At 42.4% G+C, this 16,793-nt stretch carries 14 protein-coding genes and 1 pseudogene; 12 read left to right on the top strand and 3 right to left on the bottom strand.

The window, feature by feature from the left end:
• Positions 1-6 precede the first annotated feature (6 nt).
• From DX060_RS07420 to typA, 3 genes are read right to left on the bottom strand one after another with little or no spacing between them, the layout of a single operon-like run.
• On the bottom strand, positions 7-2,382 hold the full coding sequence (locus DX060_RS07420; protein WP_115012342.1) for a ribonucleoside-diphosphate reductase subunit alpha: 2,376 nt from the start codon (positions 2,380-2,382) through the stop codon (positions 7-9).
• Positions 2,383-2,399: 17 nt separating this feature from the next.
• Positions 2,400-3,035 carry an NAD(P)H-dependent oxidoreductase gene (locus DX060_RS07415; protein ID WP_115011856.1) on the bottom strand — a complete coding sequence of 212 codons (636 nt, stop codon included), beginning with the start codon at positions 3,033-3,035 and terminating at the stop codon, positions 2,400-2,402.
• Positions 3,036-3,069: 34 nt separating this feature from the next.
• Positions 3,070-4,875: a translational GTPase TypA gene (gene typA / locus DX060_RS07410; protein WP_115012341.1), complete on the bottom strand. Its 1,806-nt coding sequence runs from the start codon at positions 4,873-4,875 to the stop codon at positions 3,070-3,072.
• A gap of 161 nt (positions 4,876-5,036) precedes the next feature.
• Here typA and DX060_RS07405 point away from each other — a divergent pair, with 161 nt between their 5' ends.
• From DX060_RS07405 to DX060_RS07350, 12 genes and pseudogenes are all read left to right on the top strand, one after another.
• A complete protein-coding gene (locus DX060_RS07405; protein WP_115011855.1) occupies positions 5,037-6,494 on the top strand; it encodes a COG3014 family protein in 1,458 nt (485 codons plus the stop codon).
• A gap of 104 nt (positions 6,495-6,598) precedes the next feature.
• Positions 6,599-7,153: a hypothetical protein gene (locus DX060_RS07400; RefSeq protein ID WP_147278795.1), complete on the top strand. Its 555-nt coding sequence runs from the start codon at positions 6,599-6,601 to the stop codon at positions 7,151-7,153.
• A 1-nt stretch (position 7,154) separates the two neighbouring features.
• The gene (locus DX060_RS07395) at positions 7,155-8,219 is read left to right on the top strand and encodes an ATP-binding protein (RefSeq protein WP_147278794.1); all 1,065 of its coding nucleotides are present in this window, start codon (positions 7,155-7,157) and stop codon (positions 8,217-8,219) included.
• A gap of 81 nt (positions 8,220-8,300) precedes the next feature.
• The gene (locus tag DX060_RS07390) at positions 8,301-8,615 is read left to right on the top strand and encodes a thioredoxin family protein (protein WP_115011852.1); all 315 of its coding nucleotides are present in this window, start codon (positions 8,301-8,303) and stop codon (positions 8,613-8,615) included.
• 163 nt (positions 8,616-8,778) lie between these two features.
• A complete protein-coding gene (locus DX060_RS07385) occupies positions 8,779-10,125 on the top strand; it encodes a S41 family peptidase (protein WP_115011851.1) in 1,347 nt (448 codons plus the stop codon).
• 25 nt (positions 10,126-10,150) lie between these two features.
• Positions 10,151-10,873 (top strand): phosphoribosylaminoimidazolesuccinocarboxamide synthase, encoded by a 723-nt coding sequence (gene purC / locus DX060_RS07380; RefSeq protein ID WP_115011850.1) that lies wholly within the window; start codon positions 10,151-10,153, stop codon positions 10,871-10,873.
• A 27-nt stretch (positions 10,874-10,900) separates the two neighbouring features.
• Positions 10,901-11,158 carry a phosphoribosylformylglycinamidine synthase subunit PurS gene (purS, locus tag DX060_RS07375; protein WP_115011849.1) on the top strand — a complete coding sequence of 86 codons (258 nt, stop codon included), beginning with the start codon at positions 10,901-10,903 and terminating at the stop codon, positions 11,156-11,158.
• A gap of 9 nt (positions 11,159-11,167) precedes the next feature.
• Positions 11,168-11,890, top strand: a complete 723-nt coding sequence (gene purQ, locus DX060_RS07370; protein ID WP_115011848.1) for a phosphoribosylformylglycinamidine synthase subunit PurQ — start codon at positions 11,168-11,170, stop codon at positions 11,888-11,890.
• Position 11,891: 1 nt separating this feature from the next.
• Positions 11,892-13,106: a hypothetical protein gene (locus tag DX060_RS07365; RefSeq protein ID WP_115011847.1), complete on the top strand. Its 1,215-nt coding sequence runs from the start codon at positions 11,892-11,894 to the stop codon at positions 13,104-13,106.
• Positions 13,093-13,698: pseudogene (locus tag DX060_RS07360) on the top strand (1-acylglycerol-3-phosphate O-acyltransferase); the annotation flags it as partial. The gene DX060_RS07365 and the pseudogene DX060_RS07360, both read left to right, overlap by 14 nt.
• A 266-nt stretch (positions 13,699-13,964) precedes the next feature.
• Positions 13,965-14,660 carry a phosphoribosyltransferase gene (locus DX060_RS07355; protein WP_115011845.1) on the top strand — a complete coding sequence of 232 codons (696 nt, stop codon included), beginning with the start codon at positions 13,965-13,967 and terminating at the stop codon, positions 14,658-14,660.
• Positions 14,660-16,711 carry a polyribonucleotide nucleotidyltransferase gene (locus tag DX060_RS07350; protein WP_115011844.1) on the top strand — a complete coding sequence of 684 codons (2,052 nt, stop codon included), beginning with the start codon at positions 14,660-14,662 and terminating at the stop codon, positions 16,709-16,711. Before DX060_RS07355 ends, DX060_RS07350 begins: the two co-directional genes overlap by 1 nt.
• Positions 16,712-16,793: the final 82 nt, after the last annotated feature.

Genomic DNA, 16,793 nt, shown 5'->3' with positions numbered 1-16,793 from the left:
TTCTCCTTATTGACAATTTACACACTCAATGCTTCTATCTAGCACTTCCTCTGCCTCTGGGCTTTGAGAACGGAGATAGTATGTAGATTTTAGTCCAAGCTTCCAAGCAAGTGAATAGATCTCGTGTAGCATCTTGCCACTGACACTAACATCTTTTAACTTGATAAAGATATTTGTGCTTTGCCCTTGGTCAATCCATTTTTGCCGCACTGCAGCAGCTTTGATAATATCACGCTGATCCAAATCATACGCACTCTTATAATACTCCCAAGTATCTAGTGTGAGTCTTGGCGCAACCACAGGAATAAGCCCACTTAGATTTTCTTCAGACCATTTTTTGCGATAAATTGGCTCAATGGTTTGTGTCGTCCCCACAAGAATGCTAATAGAGCTAGTAGGAGCAATTGCCATAAGATAGCCATTGCGCATACCATTTGTGCGCACAATCTCTCGTAGATTCTGCCAATCACAACTCAAGCTAAAAAGCCCCCCTCTATCCACAAGCTTTAAGGCTTCTTTGTTTGCCAAATCAATGGGGAATATCCCCTTACTCCAATTTGATCCTTCAAACTGCGGGTAGCTACCACGCTCTTTGGCAAGATTGGAGCTAGCTAAAATAGCGTTATAGCTTATCATTTCCATAAGCTCATCAATTTTACACAAATGCTCTTGTGAACCCCAATGTATCTTCTCTGTAGCAAGCAATTCTGCTTCGCCCATTACACCAAGCCCCACGGCTCGATTGAGCAAGTTTGTCGTTTTGACTTTGCGATTAGGATAGAAGTTTAGATCAATCACATTATCAAGCATTCTAATGGCTATGGGCACCACACGCTCAATGTCTTCTTTCGTATGGATTCTACTAAGGTTAATGCTTGCAAGATTGCAGACTGCTGTCAGCCCACCTTCTTGGATTTTTTGAGTAATGAATATTTTTTTACCATTGATAGAATCTAGACTTGTTAGCTTATTTGCCTTTTTAGTCAGCCCAACATCGGTGGTGATCATATCGCTTTCTTCAAATATTTCCTTATTGCCATCTTCAAATTCTATTTCTATTTTATAATGGCTTGGCGCGGTATTTTGGAATATCTCTGTGCAGAGATTTGAGCTGCGGATAATGCCAGCATGTTTATTGGGGTTTGCGCGATTGGCGTTATCTTTGAAGCATAAAAATGGCAAGCCTGTTTCAAAATAATTGACTAAAATCTTTTTCCATAGATCTTTTGCTCTAATTTCTTCTTTAATGATACTTGAGTCATTTTCTAGCTCGATATAACGCTTTTCAAACTCTTCTCCATACAGTTCCGTAAGCTCTGGACATTGATAGGGATCAAACAATGTCCAGAGTCTATCTTCTGCCACACGCTTCATAAACAAATCTGGAATCCACAATGCTGGAAATAGATCGTGTGTGCGCCTGCGCTCTTCGCCAGAATTTTTACGCAAATCAATAAAATCCGTTACATCAAAATGCCAAATCTCCAAATAAGTAGCAATAGCACCCTTACGCGTGCCAAGCTGATCTACGGCGATGGCTACATCATTGGTGATCTTTAAAAATGGCACGACACCACCCGCAGCACGCTTATGTCCATCGATAAAACTTCCAAGTCCCCTTACCTTGGAGTAGTCCCAGCCGATACCACCACCATACTTACTAAGCAACGCCATTTCTTTATATGCATCAAAAATACCTTCAATATTATCCGGCGTGCTTCCTATGAAGCAAGAGCTTAGTTGATGTCTTGGTGTGCGCGCATTGGCTAAAGTTGGGGTCGCACAGACAACTTCAAATTTTGAAATTAAATCATAAAACTTAATCGCCCATTCATTTGGATTTTGTTCATTTTGTGCTAGAAACATTGCAATCGCCATAAACATATGCTGTGGTAGTTCGATAGGCTCGCCACCTGCATCTTTGATCAAATAGCGATCATATAGTGTTTTAATCCCAAGATAATTAAATTGCAAATCACGCTCTGGCGCAATGTGGGAGTTAAGCAAATCCAAATCAAACTTTTCCTTTAATCCTATGACAACTCGCCCTGCCTTTTCAGCTTTTTCAAAATACTCTCGCAAGCTTTTATAGCCAGTGAATCTACTCACGCGATGATATAAATCATAGAGAAACAATCGCGCCGCGACAAATGTCCAATTTGGCGCATCAATGTCGATTTTATCGACTGCTGCTTTGATGAGAGCTTGCTGGATTTCTTTAGTCGTAATACCATCTTTAAAGTGTAGTTTTGCATCAAGCTCCAAGTCACTTTGACTCACGCCACTTAAACCCGCAATAGCACTTGCGGTGTATTTTTGGATCTTGCGTATATCAAGTGTTTCTATGCGCCCACTTCTTTTTACTACCTTTATACCTGTCATTGCCATTGTATATCTCCCTATATGTATTGCACAAATTCATTCATACTAATGCGTGGGGCTGGTCTTTTAGGTGCTTCTAACCGATAGCCAAAAGTCATAATCAACGCCACTTGATAATCAAATGTATCAAGAGCTAAAGACTTCTCAACATTGTCTTTCTCAAACCCTTCTATTGCACAGGAATCCACGCCCAAATACGCCGCGCAATTCATCATAGAGCTTGCTGTTATATACGCTTGCCTAGCACTCCATTGAAAAATACTTTGGCTATCTATATAACCATTAGCCTGCAAAAAGCCCTTATATCGCTCATCTTTATATGCCTTAATACGATCGATATTGATACCTTTACGCATAAAACTCCACATTGCATAATTACTATCGCTCTGCATATCTGCAATTTTAGAAAGATATATCACAAGCTCGCTGGCTTGGGTGATTTGATCTTGATTCCAGCACAAAGCCTTTAGCTGCTCTTTTTTTTTCTTATCTCTTACTACTAGCAATCGCGTAGGCTCCATACCAAAAGAGCTTGGCGAAAGTCTGCCAGATTCTAGGATTGCCTCAAACACATCAGCTGGGATCGACCTTGTCTCATCAAATTTCTTACAAGCGTGCCGAAAACGCATCGCTTGGATAAAACCATTATCCATTCTCACTCCTTTGCAATGGTATCAATAATGCGTGCTATTTCTTGCTGGCAGCCCGCTTGCGCAAATTTGGCTCAAGGATCTTTTTGCGAATGCGGACATTACTTGGCGTAACCTCTAAAATCTCATCTTCTTCTATCCACTCTAGCGCGCGCTCCAAGGTAAGATCTCGTGGGGGCACAAGCTTAATGGCATCATCACTCCCACTTGCGCGCATATTTGTCAAATGTTTTGCCTTAATGGGATTGACATCTAAATCATTATCGCGACTATGCTCGCCTATTACCATTCCCACATACACTTTGGTCTGTGGTGTGATAAACAACACACCTCTTTCTTGGATATTAAAGAGCGAAAAGCCTGTCGCTTCACCATTTTCCATAGAAATAAGCGCACCATTTTTACGAGATTCTACATTGCCACTAAATGGACGAAACTCCAAAAAGCTATGATTCATAATCCCCTCGCCTTTCGTATCAGTCAAAAACTCGCTACGATAGCCTATAAGCCCTCTTGCTGGGATTTCAAACTCTAGCCTCGTGTAGCCATCGCCCATAGGATTCATCGCTTTCATTTCAGCCTTACGCTTGCCAAGTCGCTCGATAATCGCTCCACTAAAATCCTGTGGCGTATCAATGACAAGATGCTCAAAAGGCTCGCATTTAGCCCCACCGATTTCTTTAATGATAACTTCTGGTCGCGAGATGCTAAACTCAAACCCTTCACGCCGTAGATTCTCGGCTAAAATCGTGATTTGCAGCTCACCTCTACCACTCACGCGAAATTTCCCTTCGCCCATTTCTTCACAGCGCATAGCGATATTAGTCTGCATTTCTTTAAGTAATCTATCTTTTAGTTTATTTACTGTTACATGCTTGCCCTCTAAGCCTGCTAACGGACTATCATTGACCGCAAAATACACACTCATTGTAGGCTCTTCTAAGTGCATAGGATCTAGTGGCATAGGATTGTTTGGATCAACGATAGAATCCCCCACATCAATGGCATTAAACCCAGCAATAGCTACAATATCTCCTGCTTCAGCAGATTCTATCTCTGTGCGCGCTAATCCCATAAAGCCAATGAGCTTTGTGATGCGCCCTGTCTCTTTCTCACCATCACTTTTGGCAAGCATTACACTCTCATTCTTTTTCACACGCCCATTAAACACCCGCGCAATGCCAATTTTCCCTACATAATTATCATAATCAAGAGTGAATATTTGCATTTGCAAGGCATTTTCTACGCTACCACTAGGAGCAGGGACATACTTTAAAATCGTTTCAAACAATGGCTCTAGGTTCTCCTTAGGGTCATTAAGGTCTTTTATCGCATAGCCATCACGCGCAGCAGCATACACCACCGGGAAATCCAGCTGCTCATCGCTAGCACCCATAGCAACAAAAAGATCAAAGACTTCATCAACAACTCTATCAGGCTCTGCGGCGGGCTTGTCGATTTTATTTACCACGACAATGGGGCGGATCCCAAAACTTAAAGCCTTTTTGACGACAAACTTTGTCTGTGGCATAACGCCTTCTTGTGCATCTACAAGCAGCAAGACACCATCAACCATTTTTAGCACTCGCTCCACCTCTCCGCCAAAATCTGCGTGCCCGGGCGTGTCTATAATATTGATCTTAGTATCTTTGTAGGTAATTGCTGTATTTTTAGAGAGTATCGTGATCCCACGCTCTCTTTCTAAATCGTTAGAATCCATTACGCGCTCATCGACTTTCTCGCGCTCTCCAAAAGTGCCAGACTGGCTCAAAAGCCCATCAACTAATGTCGTTTTGCCGTGATCTACGTGTGCTATTACTGCGATATTTCGTATATTTTGCATTGATAAACTCTCTAGTGGGATTGGGAGCGGGATTGTAGCATACATTTATTGAAATTTATAATATAAAACGCGGCATAAATCTAGAGAGAATCCACATAAAAATCTTGCTATAATGCCCAAAATAAGAGTATCTAGCACACCAATCACACGCAAGGATACAAATGCGACTATGGGTATTATTTTGCACAAAGCACTTTGCTTGCATAATGGCATTGTGTATCTGTCTTGGCTGCTTTACAGGATGTGCCACAGATGTCGCCACATTAGAGCATTTTAGTAGAATCTATTACCACCACTCTGCCGACAAAGCACATAAGTTTGCACAAAAAAAGGCTAAAAACAATGATCTTTTATGGCTTATACAAGCAGGGATAAGTGGCTTTACTACCCAAAACGCCGATACCTTATCACTCCTAGATCAAAGCGAAAATAGACTTTTGGCATTTGAGCAAGAAGGACTGCTTGCTTCCACACTCTCTCAAGTGGGATCCACCCTTGTAAATGACAATGCAAGAGAGTATCGTGGCAATATATATGAGAGTATATTTGTCAATTACTATAAAGCTCTAGCCTATCTTGCACAGGGCGATCAAGCCCGTGCTAGAGTGGAGTTTAATCGCGCCAATGACCGCCAAAGAAGAGCCAAAGAATACTACACTAGCCAAATATCTAAAGCTCTAGCGCAAGAACAAAGTCGCTACAACCAAAGCAGTGCCAATGGCATTATCGATCAATCCAAATCCACCCGAGAAATCGATAGTATTCTCACGCAATATTATGGGAATCTCAAGCAATTTAGCGCGTTTGAAAACTTCATCAACCCAAGCGTGTCTTATCTCTCTGGATTAGTATTTTTGCTCTCTGGGGATTCTAAGGGGTTAGACTATCTTAAAGAATCTTATGGGATCACACGCTCGCCAACTATCGCTAATGACTTGCAGCATTTTCTTACGCGCAACAAACAGGCTTATACTTGGATTATTCTTGAAGAAGGCAGGCAGGTAAGAAAAAGCGAATTGCGCATATCACTGCCATTTTACACGGCTCAAGGGCTTTTTCACTTTGGCTTAGCATTGCCGCAGCTAGAATCGATCCCAAGCTATGCACAAGAGTATAGACTAGATTCTACAAAGACATTTGAAGTGCTAGCAGAAGTGGATTCTATCATCGCCACTGAGTTTGATAAACAGCTTAAAGCCATAAGCACGCGCGCACTTGTCTCAAGTAGCATTAAGCTTGCTATGCAAGTGGGCGTATCTAGCGCACTTGATCAGGTTGATCCACTGCTAGGGCTACTAGGCTCTGTGCTTGGCTCTACCTACTCTATGGCAACAACAAGTGCGGACTTACGCATAACAAGCGTGCTGCCTAAGCGAATATTGCTAAGCAAAATCCCCCACCGACATCCACAAACCATCCAGCTAACAGCCCAAAACACCCCCATAGCGACACTGACACTAAAGCAATGCGATAAAGCCACGCAAGATTCTAGCAAGACAAAAATCAAGCCAAATAAGCCTAACCACATCGAATTATGTCTAGGACATAATTCCATCATCTATGTGCGCGATACACCAGCTAAAGCCTATATGCAAGCTATCTATAAACAAGTCAAATAGACTTTGGGATATGCCTACTTGACTTGCTACTCGATTTTATTTTCCAAAACAGATAAATCATTAAACCTTGTTGCCGTGCTAGGATCACCATAGTAAGGATCTCCTTGAAATCCACACCCCTGCATAAGGAGCATAAGAAAATATGCTACAATCAACCTATGAAAACCATTCATCAAGTCATCACCTCTTTTTTTGCCAACAACAGCACGCTTGCTAGTCGTCTGCACTCTAGGGAGAATCTAGAGAAGCTTAAATATGTCTTGCCAGCTGATATGCAAAAAGGACTTCTAGCGATCTCCTACAATCCACCTAAACTGCTCTTTTGCTTCAATCATCCAAGCCACGCCTATAACTTTAATCATTATAAAAAAAAAGACATTATGTATTGTTTAAAATCCTATCCTGATACTTTTAAAGCCTTTTTAGCAAGCATTGGAGAGACATCAATGCAAAACTTTATGCAAAATGTCCAAATCTCTGGCTATGTGCCTAGACATATTCTTCAGCACCCCACTTCTCAAAAACCCATAGCAAGCCACTTTGATGAGCCAGCAAATGGTGCGTTTATCAATCACGCCACAGACCCGCATTTGCACGCGCGTTTTGAAGAAATTAGACAATTAATTTTGCACAACAACGCAAAGAGTAAGCACGACTAGAGTGATGATAGATTTTGCCAAAGCATACGAGGAGAAAAACAAGGGCTTTAGCATATTTCCGCGCTCAAATACCCCCAAACAAGATAGATTGCTCCTATATGGCGCGCCCAAATGTGGCAAGAGCGCATTAGCCCTTGATCTAGCGCGTAGCTACAAGCACCAGATTCTAGTAGATTGTGCGGATTTGCGCCTACATAAAGAAAGAGCGCAAGCCTCCCTGCTAAAGCTATTTTTAGAGAAAAAATTTGGTGTGCTAATTATTGACAACTATCTCCCAGAGATCACAATCCCAAGCCACCCAAATATTATCCTAATCACTACAAAAATCTCCCATATATCAGAATCTATCCGTGCAAGCTTTCATACTCATTGTGTGCGAGCTTTGAGCTTTGAGGAGTATGTATCTTTTAGCAAAGGTAATCGCCTAGAATCCATATTTGCCAGCTTTCTCAAAGAAGGTAATCTCCCAGAAATCGCTCTAATGCCAGAACATAAGCGTATCCAAAGGATACAAGAAATCACCCTGCTCTATGCCAAGCAAGACACAAGTATTCTGGCATTTTTGCTCCACTATCAAGCAAAGCCATTTAAGACACACAATGCATTTTGCCTACTTAAACAGCAGCAAAAAATCTCCAAAGACAAAATATATGCCTTTGTGCAAACTCTCTTAGATGACCAAGTGGTCTTCACGCTCACACACAAAAATGGCAAAGAATCCAAGCTCTACTTCTATAACTTCGCCCTACCCTATGCGATCTCCCCCACGCCAAGCTTCCAAGCGATTTTTGAAAATATGATCGCCTGTGAGCTCTTACACAAATCTTTAGCAATAACCTATGATGATACTTGTGATTTTATCTTACAAGGCACAGCACTCTTTGCCACGCCTTTTCCCAATCAAGCCCTAATAGAATCTAAACTCTCCAAAGCAGGGGCAATGTATAAAGAGTGTATATTTATCAGCATAGATACTGCCATCCCCCAAACCATCTCGCATTTAGGCACATATCGCGCTATGAGTTTTATTGATTTTGGATTAGATTATCTTTGTAGCTATAAATAATAGTCGCTATAAATTTACTTCATCGTTGTAAGATTTATGAAGTGCTTAAAGCCATTCACACCAACAACATTAAGGATAACTATGAAGCTAGCTACAAAACAAAACTTCGCTGAACTGATAAAATCTCAACTATGTATAGTAGAGATGAGCGCGCCTTGGTGTCCAGACTGCCGCAAAATCGAGCCTATAATGCAAACCTTAGAATCCAAATATCCACAAGTGGATTTTATCTTGCTTGATTTTGATGCAAGCCAAGATTTAAAGCAGGAGCTTGCCATACGCAGAATCCCTACTTTGATATTTTATAAAAATGGGCAAGAAGTCCTAGAGCGACTAGTTGAGCCAGATAGTTTGCATACCATAGAGCAAATGATCCAAGCCTTGTTGCAAGCATAGAGCAATATTTCATAAGTATTTTGGACTTTTTTAGATAAAATGCCGATTTTTTAAAGCAAATTCCTCCCATTAGACTAGATTCTCTTGTTTGCTTATATCTTGCCGGCGTGGGGCTGGCGTAGCAGATCTTAGAGATTTAAGACTAGTATTTTAAGGTTATATTATGAGTAGAAATTTCTTTTTAGGTATAGGGATCGCATTTTTTAGTGTGTTTCTTGCTTTTGGAAGTCTCACAGCACTTGCCAAAGATGACTCACCGCAAAAAGTAGATACAAAAAAGCAGCGAGCGCAAGCTTATGATAGGCTTGCGCAAGCCATTGCTACGATAGAATCTTACTATGTTGATGATGTGCCTATTGATAGCTTGATCAACAAAGCCATCGATGGGCTTATCGCTAATCTTGATGCCCATAGCGAATATCTTAGCGAGAAAAAATACAAAGAGCTAAAAACTCAAACCGAAGGCGAGTTTGGTGGGCTTGGGATTACCGTTGGGCTAAAAGATGGTGCGCTTACCATCATCGCGCCTTTAGAAGGCACTCCGGCACACAAAGCTGGGCTAAAAAGTGGCGATGTGATCTTAAAAATTGAAGACCAAAGCACCATTGGTATGAGTATCGATGATGCAGTTAATCTTATGCGTGGAAAGCCAAAAACACAAATCACCATAACCATCGTGCGCAAAGGCGAGAGTAAGCCTCTAGTCTTTACCTTAATGCGCGATATAATCAAAGTAAAATCAGTCTATGCCAAGACTATTGATAATACGCCTTATCTCTATGTGCGGGTTAATTCCTTTGACAAAAATGTCGCCCAAAGTGTCAAGCAAGCACTAAAAGAACATAATGGGATACAAGGACTTGTGCTTGATTTGCGTAATAATCCGGGAGGATTGCTAGACCAAGCGGTTGATTTATCTAATCTCTTTATCAAAAGCGGCGTGATCGTCTCCCAAAAAGGCAAAATCAAAGAAGAAAACATCATCTACAATGCAAATGGCAAAGCCCCTTATAGCAAGCTCCCTATTGTCGTGCTTGTCAATGGCGGGACAGCAAGTGCTAGTGAAATTGTCTCTGGTGCATTGCAAGATCATCATCGTGCGATCATCATAGGGGAAGAAACCTTTGGCAAAGGCAGTGTGCAAATCGTGATTCCAATCAATGCTACTGAAGCGATCAAGCTCACTACAGCTAAATACTATCTCCCAAGTGGGCGCACGATACAAGCCGTAGGCGTGAAGCCTGATATTGTCGTATATCCAGGCGTTGTGCCACAAAGCGAAGGGGGATTTGAGATTAAAGAAGCAGACTTGCGCAATCACTTACAAAACGAATTGCAAAAACTTGATAATACTGAGTCAAAATCCGATGAAAAATCATCGCCTGAAAATCAAAAGAACATTACAAATGCGGATATTTCTAATGATATTCAACTCAAATCCGCCATTGATGCGCTAAGGGCGTGGGGGATATTAGATTCTGCAAAGACACAAGACAAGCCCAAAAAGTAGCCCACCACACACCAAAGGAGAATCTATGCTAACACAACAAGCACTGCTTTATGAAGGCAAGGGTAAAAAACTCTTTGCCACAGAAAATCCCAATGAAGTCATCGCGGAGTTTAAAGATGATCTTACTGCATTTAATGCACAAAAACGCAGTAGTGAAGATGGCAAAGGTGCGCTAAATTGCCTAATTAGTAGCATACTCTTTAACCTACTTGCGCAAAAAGGTATAAAAAGCCACTTTATCCAATTTCTTAGCTCCACAACAATGCTCTGCCAAAAAGTGCAGATAATCCCCATTGAAGTTGTCGTGCGCAATATCGCCACAGGCTCCTTGAGCAAGAGACTAGGTATAGAAGATGGGCTTGTGCTGCCCTTTACACTTGTGGAGTTTTACTATAAAGATGATGCGCTAAATGACCCAATCATCAACGATGAGCATTGCAAGATTTTAGGCATTGTTGATGATGAAAACGACCTAAGCTTCTTGCGCGATCAAGCGCGTAAAATCAACGCGATCTTGCGAGATTTCTTCGATCAAAGGGGCTTAAAGCTTGTGGATTTTAAGCTTGAATTTGGCAGAAATGCACAAGGTGAAATTATCCTAGCTGATGAAATATCTCCAGATAGCTGTCGGCTTTGGGATAAGCAGACAAACCAAAAGCTTGATAAAGATCGCTTTAGGCAGGATTTAGGAGATCTAAAAGGTGCGTATGAAGAAGTGCTAAGACGCATACAAAACAATTTTTCATAATTCAAGCAATAGTTTCAAGGAAAGACAATGCAAGCAAAAGTTACAATATCCCTAAAAAATGGTGTCCTAGACCCACAGGCAAAAGCTATCCATCACGCCATAGAATCACTTGGATTCCCACAAGTAGCGCAAGTCGTGGTAAAAAAGCAAATCATCTTAGAATTCGCACAAAATCAACATTGCGAGCAAATCGCACAGCAAATCGCCAAAGATCTGCTTGCTAATCCTGTGATAGAAGAGTATGAGATGCAAATCCTTGATAGCACAAACACATCTCAAGCATAAGGACCCACTATGGTAAGTATCGTGCGTTTTGCTGGGACAAATTGTGAATTTGATATGCACTATATCTATGAAAAGCTCTTGCGCATTCCAAGTGCCATCATCTGGCACAAAGACACATCTTTGCCTAAAGACACAAAGCTTGTCATCTTAGCCGGAGGCTTTAGCTATGGAGATTACTTGCGCAGTGGGGCGATCGCGCGGTTTGCACCGATAATGAAAGCTATTAAAGCATTTGGTGAAAATGGCGGGCGGATTCTGGGTATTTGCAATGGCTTTCAAATCCTAACCGAAGCCAAGCTTCTGCCCGGCGCACTTATGCGCAATCACAATCTCCACTTCATCTCTAAAACAACCCCTTTACGCATAGCAAATACAGACAATGCTTTCTTGCGCCCACATAAGCAAGATGATCTCATCGCTCTTCCTATCGCACACGCTGATGGGCGATACCATATCGATGAAGACAGCCTAGGACAAATGCAAGAATCTGGGCAGATTCTCTTGCGCTATGTGGATAATCTCAATGGCTCTGTGGATTCTATCGCGGGCATTTGCAATAAGGACAAAAATATTTTCGGGCTTATGCCCCACCCAGAGAGAGCGTGTGAAAAAATGCTATACAAACGCGCTAGATATGCTGACATTCGCCATAGCTACAGCACGCAGATCCCCCCAAAGCCAACGCAAAATGCACAAGGCATAGCAATGCTAGAATCCATCTATAAGGGCTAGAATGTTACGCATATATCTTGCACCTGCACTCTCACTGCTATTGCTATGCACTCTTTATGCAGAGCCTACTTTAGATTCTAATATCATAGAATCTAATCTCCTAGAGTCATTTGCAGATTCTAGCGAGCCTAGCACGCAAGAAGCCTTTATCCGCCCTAACAACAGCACAGAGCAGATTCTCCACTTGCAAAATATCACACCAGAATCCACTTTAAGCTCTACGCTTTATGTCGGGCAGAGGATCCCTATCACCTATCGCGTGCTGTTTTTCAATAATGCCTCGTTAAATCAAAGCTCTTTCAAAGAAAAAACCTCGACCAATGCCATAGCCTTAGAGAATCCAAATCAAGCGTGGCAAGAAGTTGAGCTAGATTCTAGCACGGCACAAAGCTTACAAAAAACCTATGAGATCACCTATCTTTTCAAAATCAAATCCCAAAATGCCAAAATCCCAGCTTTTGAAGTCTCTGCAATCGCAAGCGATGGATCATATATTGATGTGGCTACAAGCGATCCTATCGTGCTTAATGCTACGGATTTGTATCAAAACAAAAACTACGCCGGTGTCGTGGGAGAAGACTTGCGCCTAGGGATTTATAAAGCCAAGTCCTATGATGATCAAGGCAATCTTATCGCCTTTGAACTCATCGCCAAAAATGCAAATCTAGAGGACTTCAAGATCCCAGAAATCGACAAACAGGGTATTGAGCGATCAAGCTTTGGTCCTCTAGAATCTAAAGCGATTTTTTATGCAGTCGTGCCAAAAAGTATGCAGCATCTCTTATTTGAATACTTCTCCACCCAAACAAACCGCTTCGAGCAAATCCGCATCCCCATCGTGCCTACTGCTGATGGCGTAACGACACAAGAGAACCTAAAGCCTAAAAACACTTATCTAATGTATTGGGCATTGTTTATCGGTGGGGTTGCCATTAGCTGCTTTGTCTTAGCCTTTTTCTCCAAACGCTTGCGTAAGATATGGCTCGCACTTGGTGTGATTATAGCGATATATCTACTCTACTATCTCTTCTATACCAAAACCGCCACTTTGCAAGCCCAGACGAATATTTGGATTCTACCTACACATAACTCCACTTTGCTTGAGACTACAAGCGAGGCTATGCGTATTAAAATCATTGGCGAGCACGGCGAGTATTATAAAATCATCACACCCAAAGAAGCCATAGGCTGGATAAGGAAAGATGATGCGCACTAGAATCAAGGGCATATACGAAGTTGTCTTAATCGGCATTGGACTGGCGATTATTATTTGCTTTATTTACTTAAATCGCAAGACCAACAACGCACGCAATGCTAGAAAATCTTGCTATCGATTCTTCACCTACGCAAATATCACGCTTGAGCAGCTAGGCGATTTTGATAAAGAAGCCGAGCTAATTATTATGAATCACCAAAGTGTCGCGGATATTTTATGCCTTGAAGCCTACCACCCGCGCAATATCTGCTGGGTTGCCAAAAAGCAGTTAGGCGAGATTCCATTTTATGGCTATGCACTCACAGGACCGGAAATGATCCTTATTGACAGAGATGATAAGCGCGGACTTGTCGCACTGCTACAAGCGATCAAGCAAAAGCTCGCCCAAAATCGCCCCATTGTAATCTTCCCCGAAGGCACGCGCAGCAAGGGCAAAGAGCGTTTCTTATCCTTTAAGCCCGGCGCAAAAATCATCGCAGAAAAATTCAAGCTAAAAATCCAGCCCATCGTGCTTATCAACACGCGCAAAATCTACAATTCATCTCCCATTGAAGCCACGAGCAATGTCGCTAGGATGGTGCTGCTTAAGCCATTTTATATCAATGAGCACCCAAGCAAACAAGTTTTTTACCACAATATAGACTCCTACAATAACGCCAAAGCTGGTGCGAAGAAAAGCAAAGGACTATATCCAATCTATGACCCACACTCTAGCTACTTCATCTCGCAGCAAGATTCTACCCAAAGCCAAGACTCCATTGAGCCACTAGAATCGTGGTATGAAGAGCTGCAGCAATGTATGCAAGAGGTCTATATCCAGCATTATCACGAGCTTAACAAGCAATTATAAGGCACGCTATGGAAAATGATCAAAAAAACCTTGTGTGCTTTGAAGATAGGGAAGAAGCGTTTTTAAAGCTTTATGATGAGCTTATCAATCACCATCTTGCCCACGATAATAGCATTGTGCTATCTACAAGCTTTGCGGGACTATTTTTAGCCGATAGGCTTGCTAGCAAGCTGGATTCTGGGCTTGATATGCTTTTTTGCGCACCTGTTATTGCTCCTGCTAATAATGAATGTGAGATTGCAACAGTGAGTGAAAATATGGATTTAATCATCAATGAGCCACTGATTGATTCTTTTGGTATTTCGCTTGATTATGTCTATGGAGAAGCCAAGAGGGCTTATGAGGAGATCATTCTCCCTAGAATCTATAAATTCCGCAAGGGTGCGACCTTGAGCGAGCTAGGGCAAAAAAATGTCTTCTTAATCGATCAAGGTGTAGAGACAGGCATCACAATGGATCTAGCCATCAAAACTTGTATCCAAAAAAAGGCAAAAAGCATCTATGTCCTAAGCCCTACTATACCCTATGATATTGCTACAATTTTATCCCGCACAAGTGATGCGCTAGTGGCTGTCTATAAGCCTAGATACTTTGTCTCCACAAGCCACTACTACAAAAGCCTAGACCCCATAAGCGAAGAAGAAGCCCTAGCTATTATGGATAAATACATCGCCAAACCAAACCTCATACAAAAAGGATCATAATGCACCAAATTGACTTGGCATTAACAAATCTTACCGAACAATACAAGCTTGATTATGTCGCTAGGCAAGCGTGTGGAAGCGTGTGGTATCGCTCTGGTGGGACAATCTTGCTCGCAAGTGTCGCTGTCGATGAGACGCCTACTGATGATGATTTTCTCCCACTTGTTGTGCAATATATCCACAAATCCTATGCTGTGCGCAAGATCCCGGGCGGATTTATCAAGCGAGAAGGCAAGCCCAGTGAGTTTGAGACACTCACCTCGCGCATTATTGATCGCACCTTGCGCCCACTTTTTCCCGTAGGCTATCGCTACCCCACGCAAATCACAATCCTTGTGCTAAGCTATGATGGCGTAAGTGATTTGCAAGTATGCGCCCTGCACGCTGCAGCAAATGCCCTACTCCTTAGCTCGCTGGATTTTATCCCACCTGTGAGTAGCGTGCGTATCGGTAAGGTCCAAGGCAGCTTTGTAATCAATCACGACAAACAAGCAATGCTAGAATCCAGTCTTGATCTCTATGTAGCTGGGAGCAAGGGGGATATTTTGATGATAGAGATGAAAGGAAGCGATGAGAGCTTGACAGAAGATGAGCTAATGGCTGCCATAGCACTAGCCAAGCAGACAATCCAAGCGGATTGCGCACAATATGAAGCAAAACTTATCCCCCATAAATCTAGCCCAAAGCCACTGCCACTAGCACTTACCAAAACCCACCCACATATTTATGAGCATATTGCTACACATTATAGCAATGATGTGCGCCAAGCCATTACGCAAATGAGCAAGAGTGAGCGCAATAGCGAGCTAGAATCTCTAGCTAAAGATATTTATGCCAAAAACCCCATTTGGGAGCTAGAATCCATCTATGATATGCTCGGGCTGTATAAAAAACACCAAGTGCGTGCGATGATCTTGCAAGAACATAGACGCGCTGATGGCAGAGGTCTAGAAGAAGTTCGCCCAATTAGCATAGAGACAAATGTCTTGCCTTGTGCGCATTCTAGCGCGCTTTTTACTAGAGGGCAGACACAAGCTCTGGTAGTTTGCACGCTAGGCAGTGAAAACGATGCGCAAATACAAGAAGACCTTAGCGGTGGGGGCAAGGAGCGATTTATGTTCCACTACAATTTTCCGGGCTTTAGTGTGGGGGAGGCAAGTATGATAGGAGGTGTGGGGCGCAGAGAGTTAGGGCACGGCAATCTTGCCAAAAAAGCCCTAGAATCCAATATCCCACCCACCAAACACACAATCCGCCTAGTCTCTGAAATCCTAGAATCCAACGGCTCAAGCTCTATGGCAAGTGTGTGCGGCGGCTCTCTTGCCTTACGCGCGTGTGGCTTAGATAATCCCCTTGTCGCAGGCGTAGCAATGGGGCTTGTGATTGATGGCAAGCAATATGCTGTGCTTACGGATATTATGGGACTAGAAGATCACGATGGCGATATGGACTTTAAAATCGCAGGCACCAAGCACGCCATCACTGCTATGCAAATGGATATTAAGCTAGGGGGTATTAGCCCAGATATTTTACACGATGCACTCCACCAAGCAAAACGCGCTAGAATCCACATTTTAGAGCAAATGGAGCAAGCCGCACAAGCCATTATCCCCCATACACATTTGCTCCCCAAAAGCGAGTATCTCTCTATCCCTAGCTATAAGATCCCAGATATTATTGGGCAGGGTGGCAAGGTGATCAAAGATATTATCGAGCGGTTTAAGGTTAGCATTGATATTGAACGAGAAAATGAAAGGATCTGTATCCAAGCAGATTGTGCACAAAATCTCCAAAATGCCAAAGCATTTATTACCCAGCTTGTTAGCCCAAATGCGCATTATGAAATTGGCGAAGAAGTTGATGGCACCATTAAGCGTATTATGGATTTTGGCGTGTTTATCTCCCTACCTAGAGGCAACGATGGGCTTTTGCATATTAGTAAAATCCCGCAAACTATGCAGCCTTTGGGGCAGTTTTTCCGCGAAGGAGATATTATACGCTGCGCCATAGCTGGGAATCCAAAAGGCAAGATAGAGCTTATTTTGTGCTAGTTTTTAGCTAGTTTTTAGCTAGTTTTTAGCTAGTTTCTGCGATAATAAATTCCTATTTGACCGCGCGAGTAGGGGACAGATC

Source organism: Helicobacter canis, assembly GCF_900451095.1.
Lineage (GTDB): Bacteria > Campylobacterota > Campylobacteria > Campylobacterales > Helicobacteraceae > Helicobacter_B > Helicobacter_B zhangjianzhongii.
Note: the sequence above shows the minus strand (reverse complement) of the source record. Positions and strands in the feature narration are given on the sequence as shown.

Excerpts from the sequence above, each read along its gene's own strand:
- DX060_RS07420 (WP_115012342.1), bottom strand. The coding sequence starts at position 2,382 with ATGACAGGTATAAAGGTAGTAAAAAGAAGTGGGCGCATAGAAACACTT.
- DX060_RS07415 (WP_115011856.1), bottom strand. The coding sequence starts at position 3,035 with ATGGATAATGGTTTTATCCAAGCGATGCGTTTTCGGCACGCTTGTAAG.
- typA (WP_115012341.1), bottom strand. The coding sequence starts at position 4,875 with ATGCAAAATATACGAAATATCGCAGTAATAGCACACGTAGATCACGGC.
- DX060_RS07405 (WP_115011855.1), top strand. The coding sequence starts at position 5,037 with ATGCGACTATGGGTATTATTTTGCACAAAGCACTTTGCTTGCATAATG.
- DX060_RS07390 (WP_115011852.1), top strand. The coding sequence starts at position 8,301 with ATGAAGCTAGCTACAAAACAAAACTTCGCTGAACTGATAAAATCTCAA.
- DX060_RS07385 (WP_115011851.1), top strand. The coding sequence starts at position 8,779 with ATGAGTAGAAATTTCTTTTTAGGTATAGGGATCGCATTTTTTAGTGTG.
- purC (WP_115011850.1), top strand. The coding sequence starts at position 10,151 with ATGCTAACACAACAAGCACTGCTTTATGAAGGCAAGGGTAAAAAACTC.
- purS (WP_115011849.1), top strand. The coding sequence starts at position 10,901 with ATGCAAGCAAAAGTTACAATATCCCTAAAAAATGGTGTCCTAGACCCA.
- purQ (WP_115011848.1), top strand. The coding sequence starts at position 11,168 with ATGGTAAGTATCGTGCGTTTTGCTGGGACAAATTGTGAATTTGATATG.
- DX060_RS07365 (WP_115011847.1), top strand. The coding sequence starts at position 11,892 with ATGTTACGCATATATCTTGCACCTGCACTCTCACTGCTATTGCTATGC.
- DX060_RS07355 (WP_115011845.1), top strand. The coding sequence starts at position 13,965 with ATGGAAAATGATCAAAAAAACCTTGTGTGCTTTGAAGATAGGGAAGAA.
- DX060_RS07350 (WP_115011844.1), top strand. The coding sequence starts at position 14,660 with ATGCACCAAATTGACTTGGCATTAACAAATCTTACCGAACAATACAAG.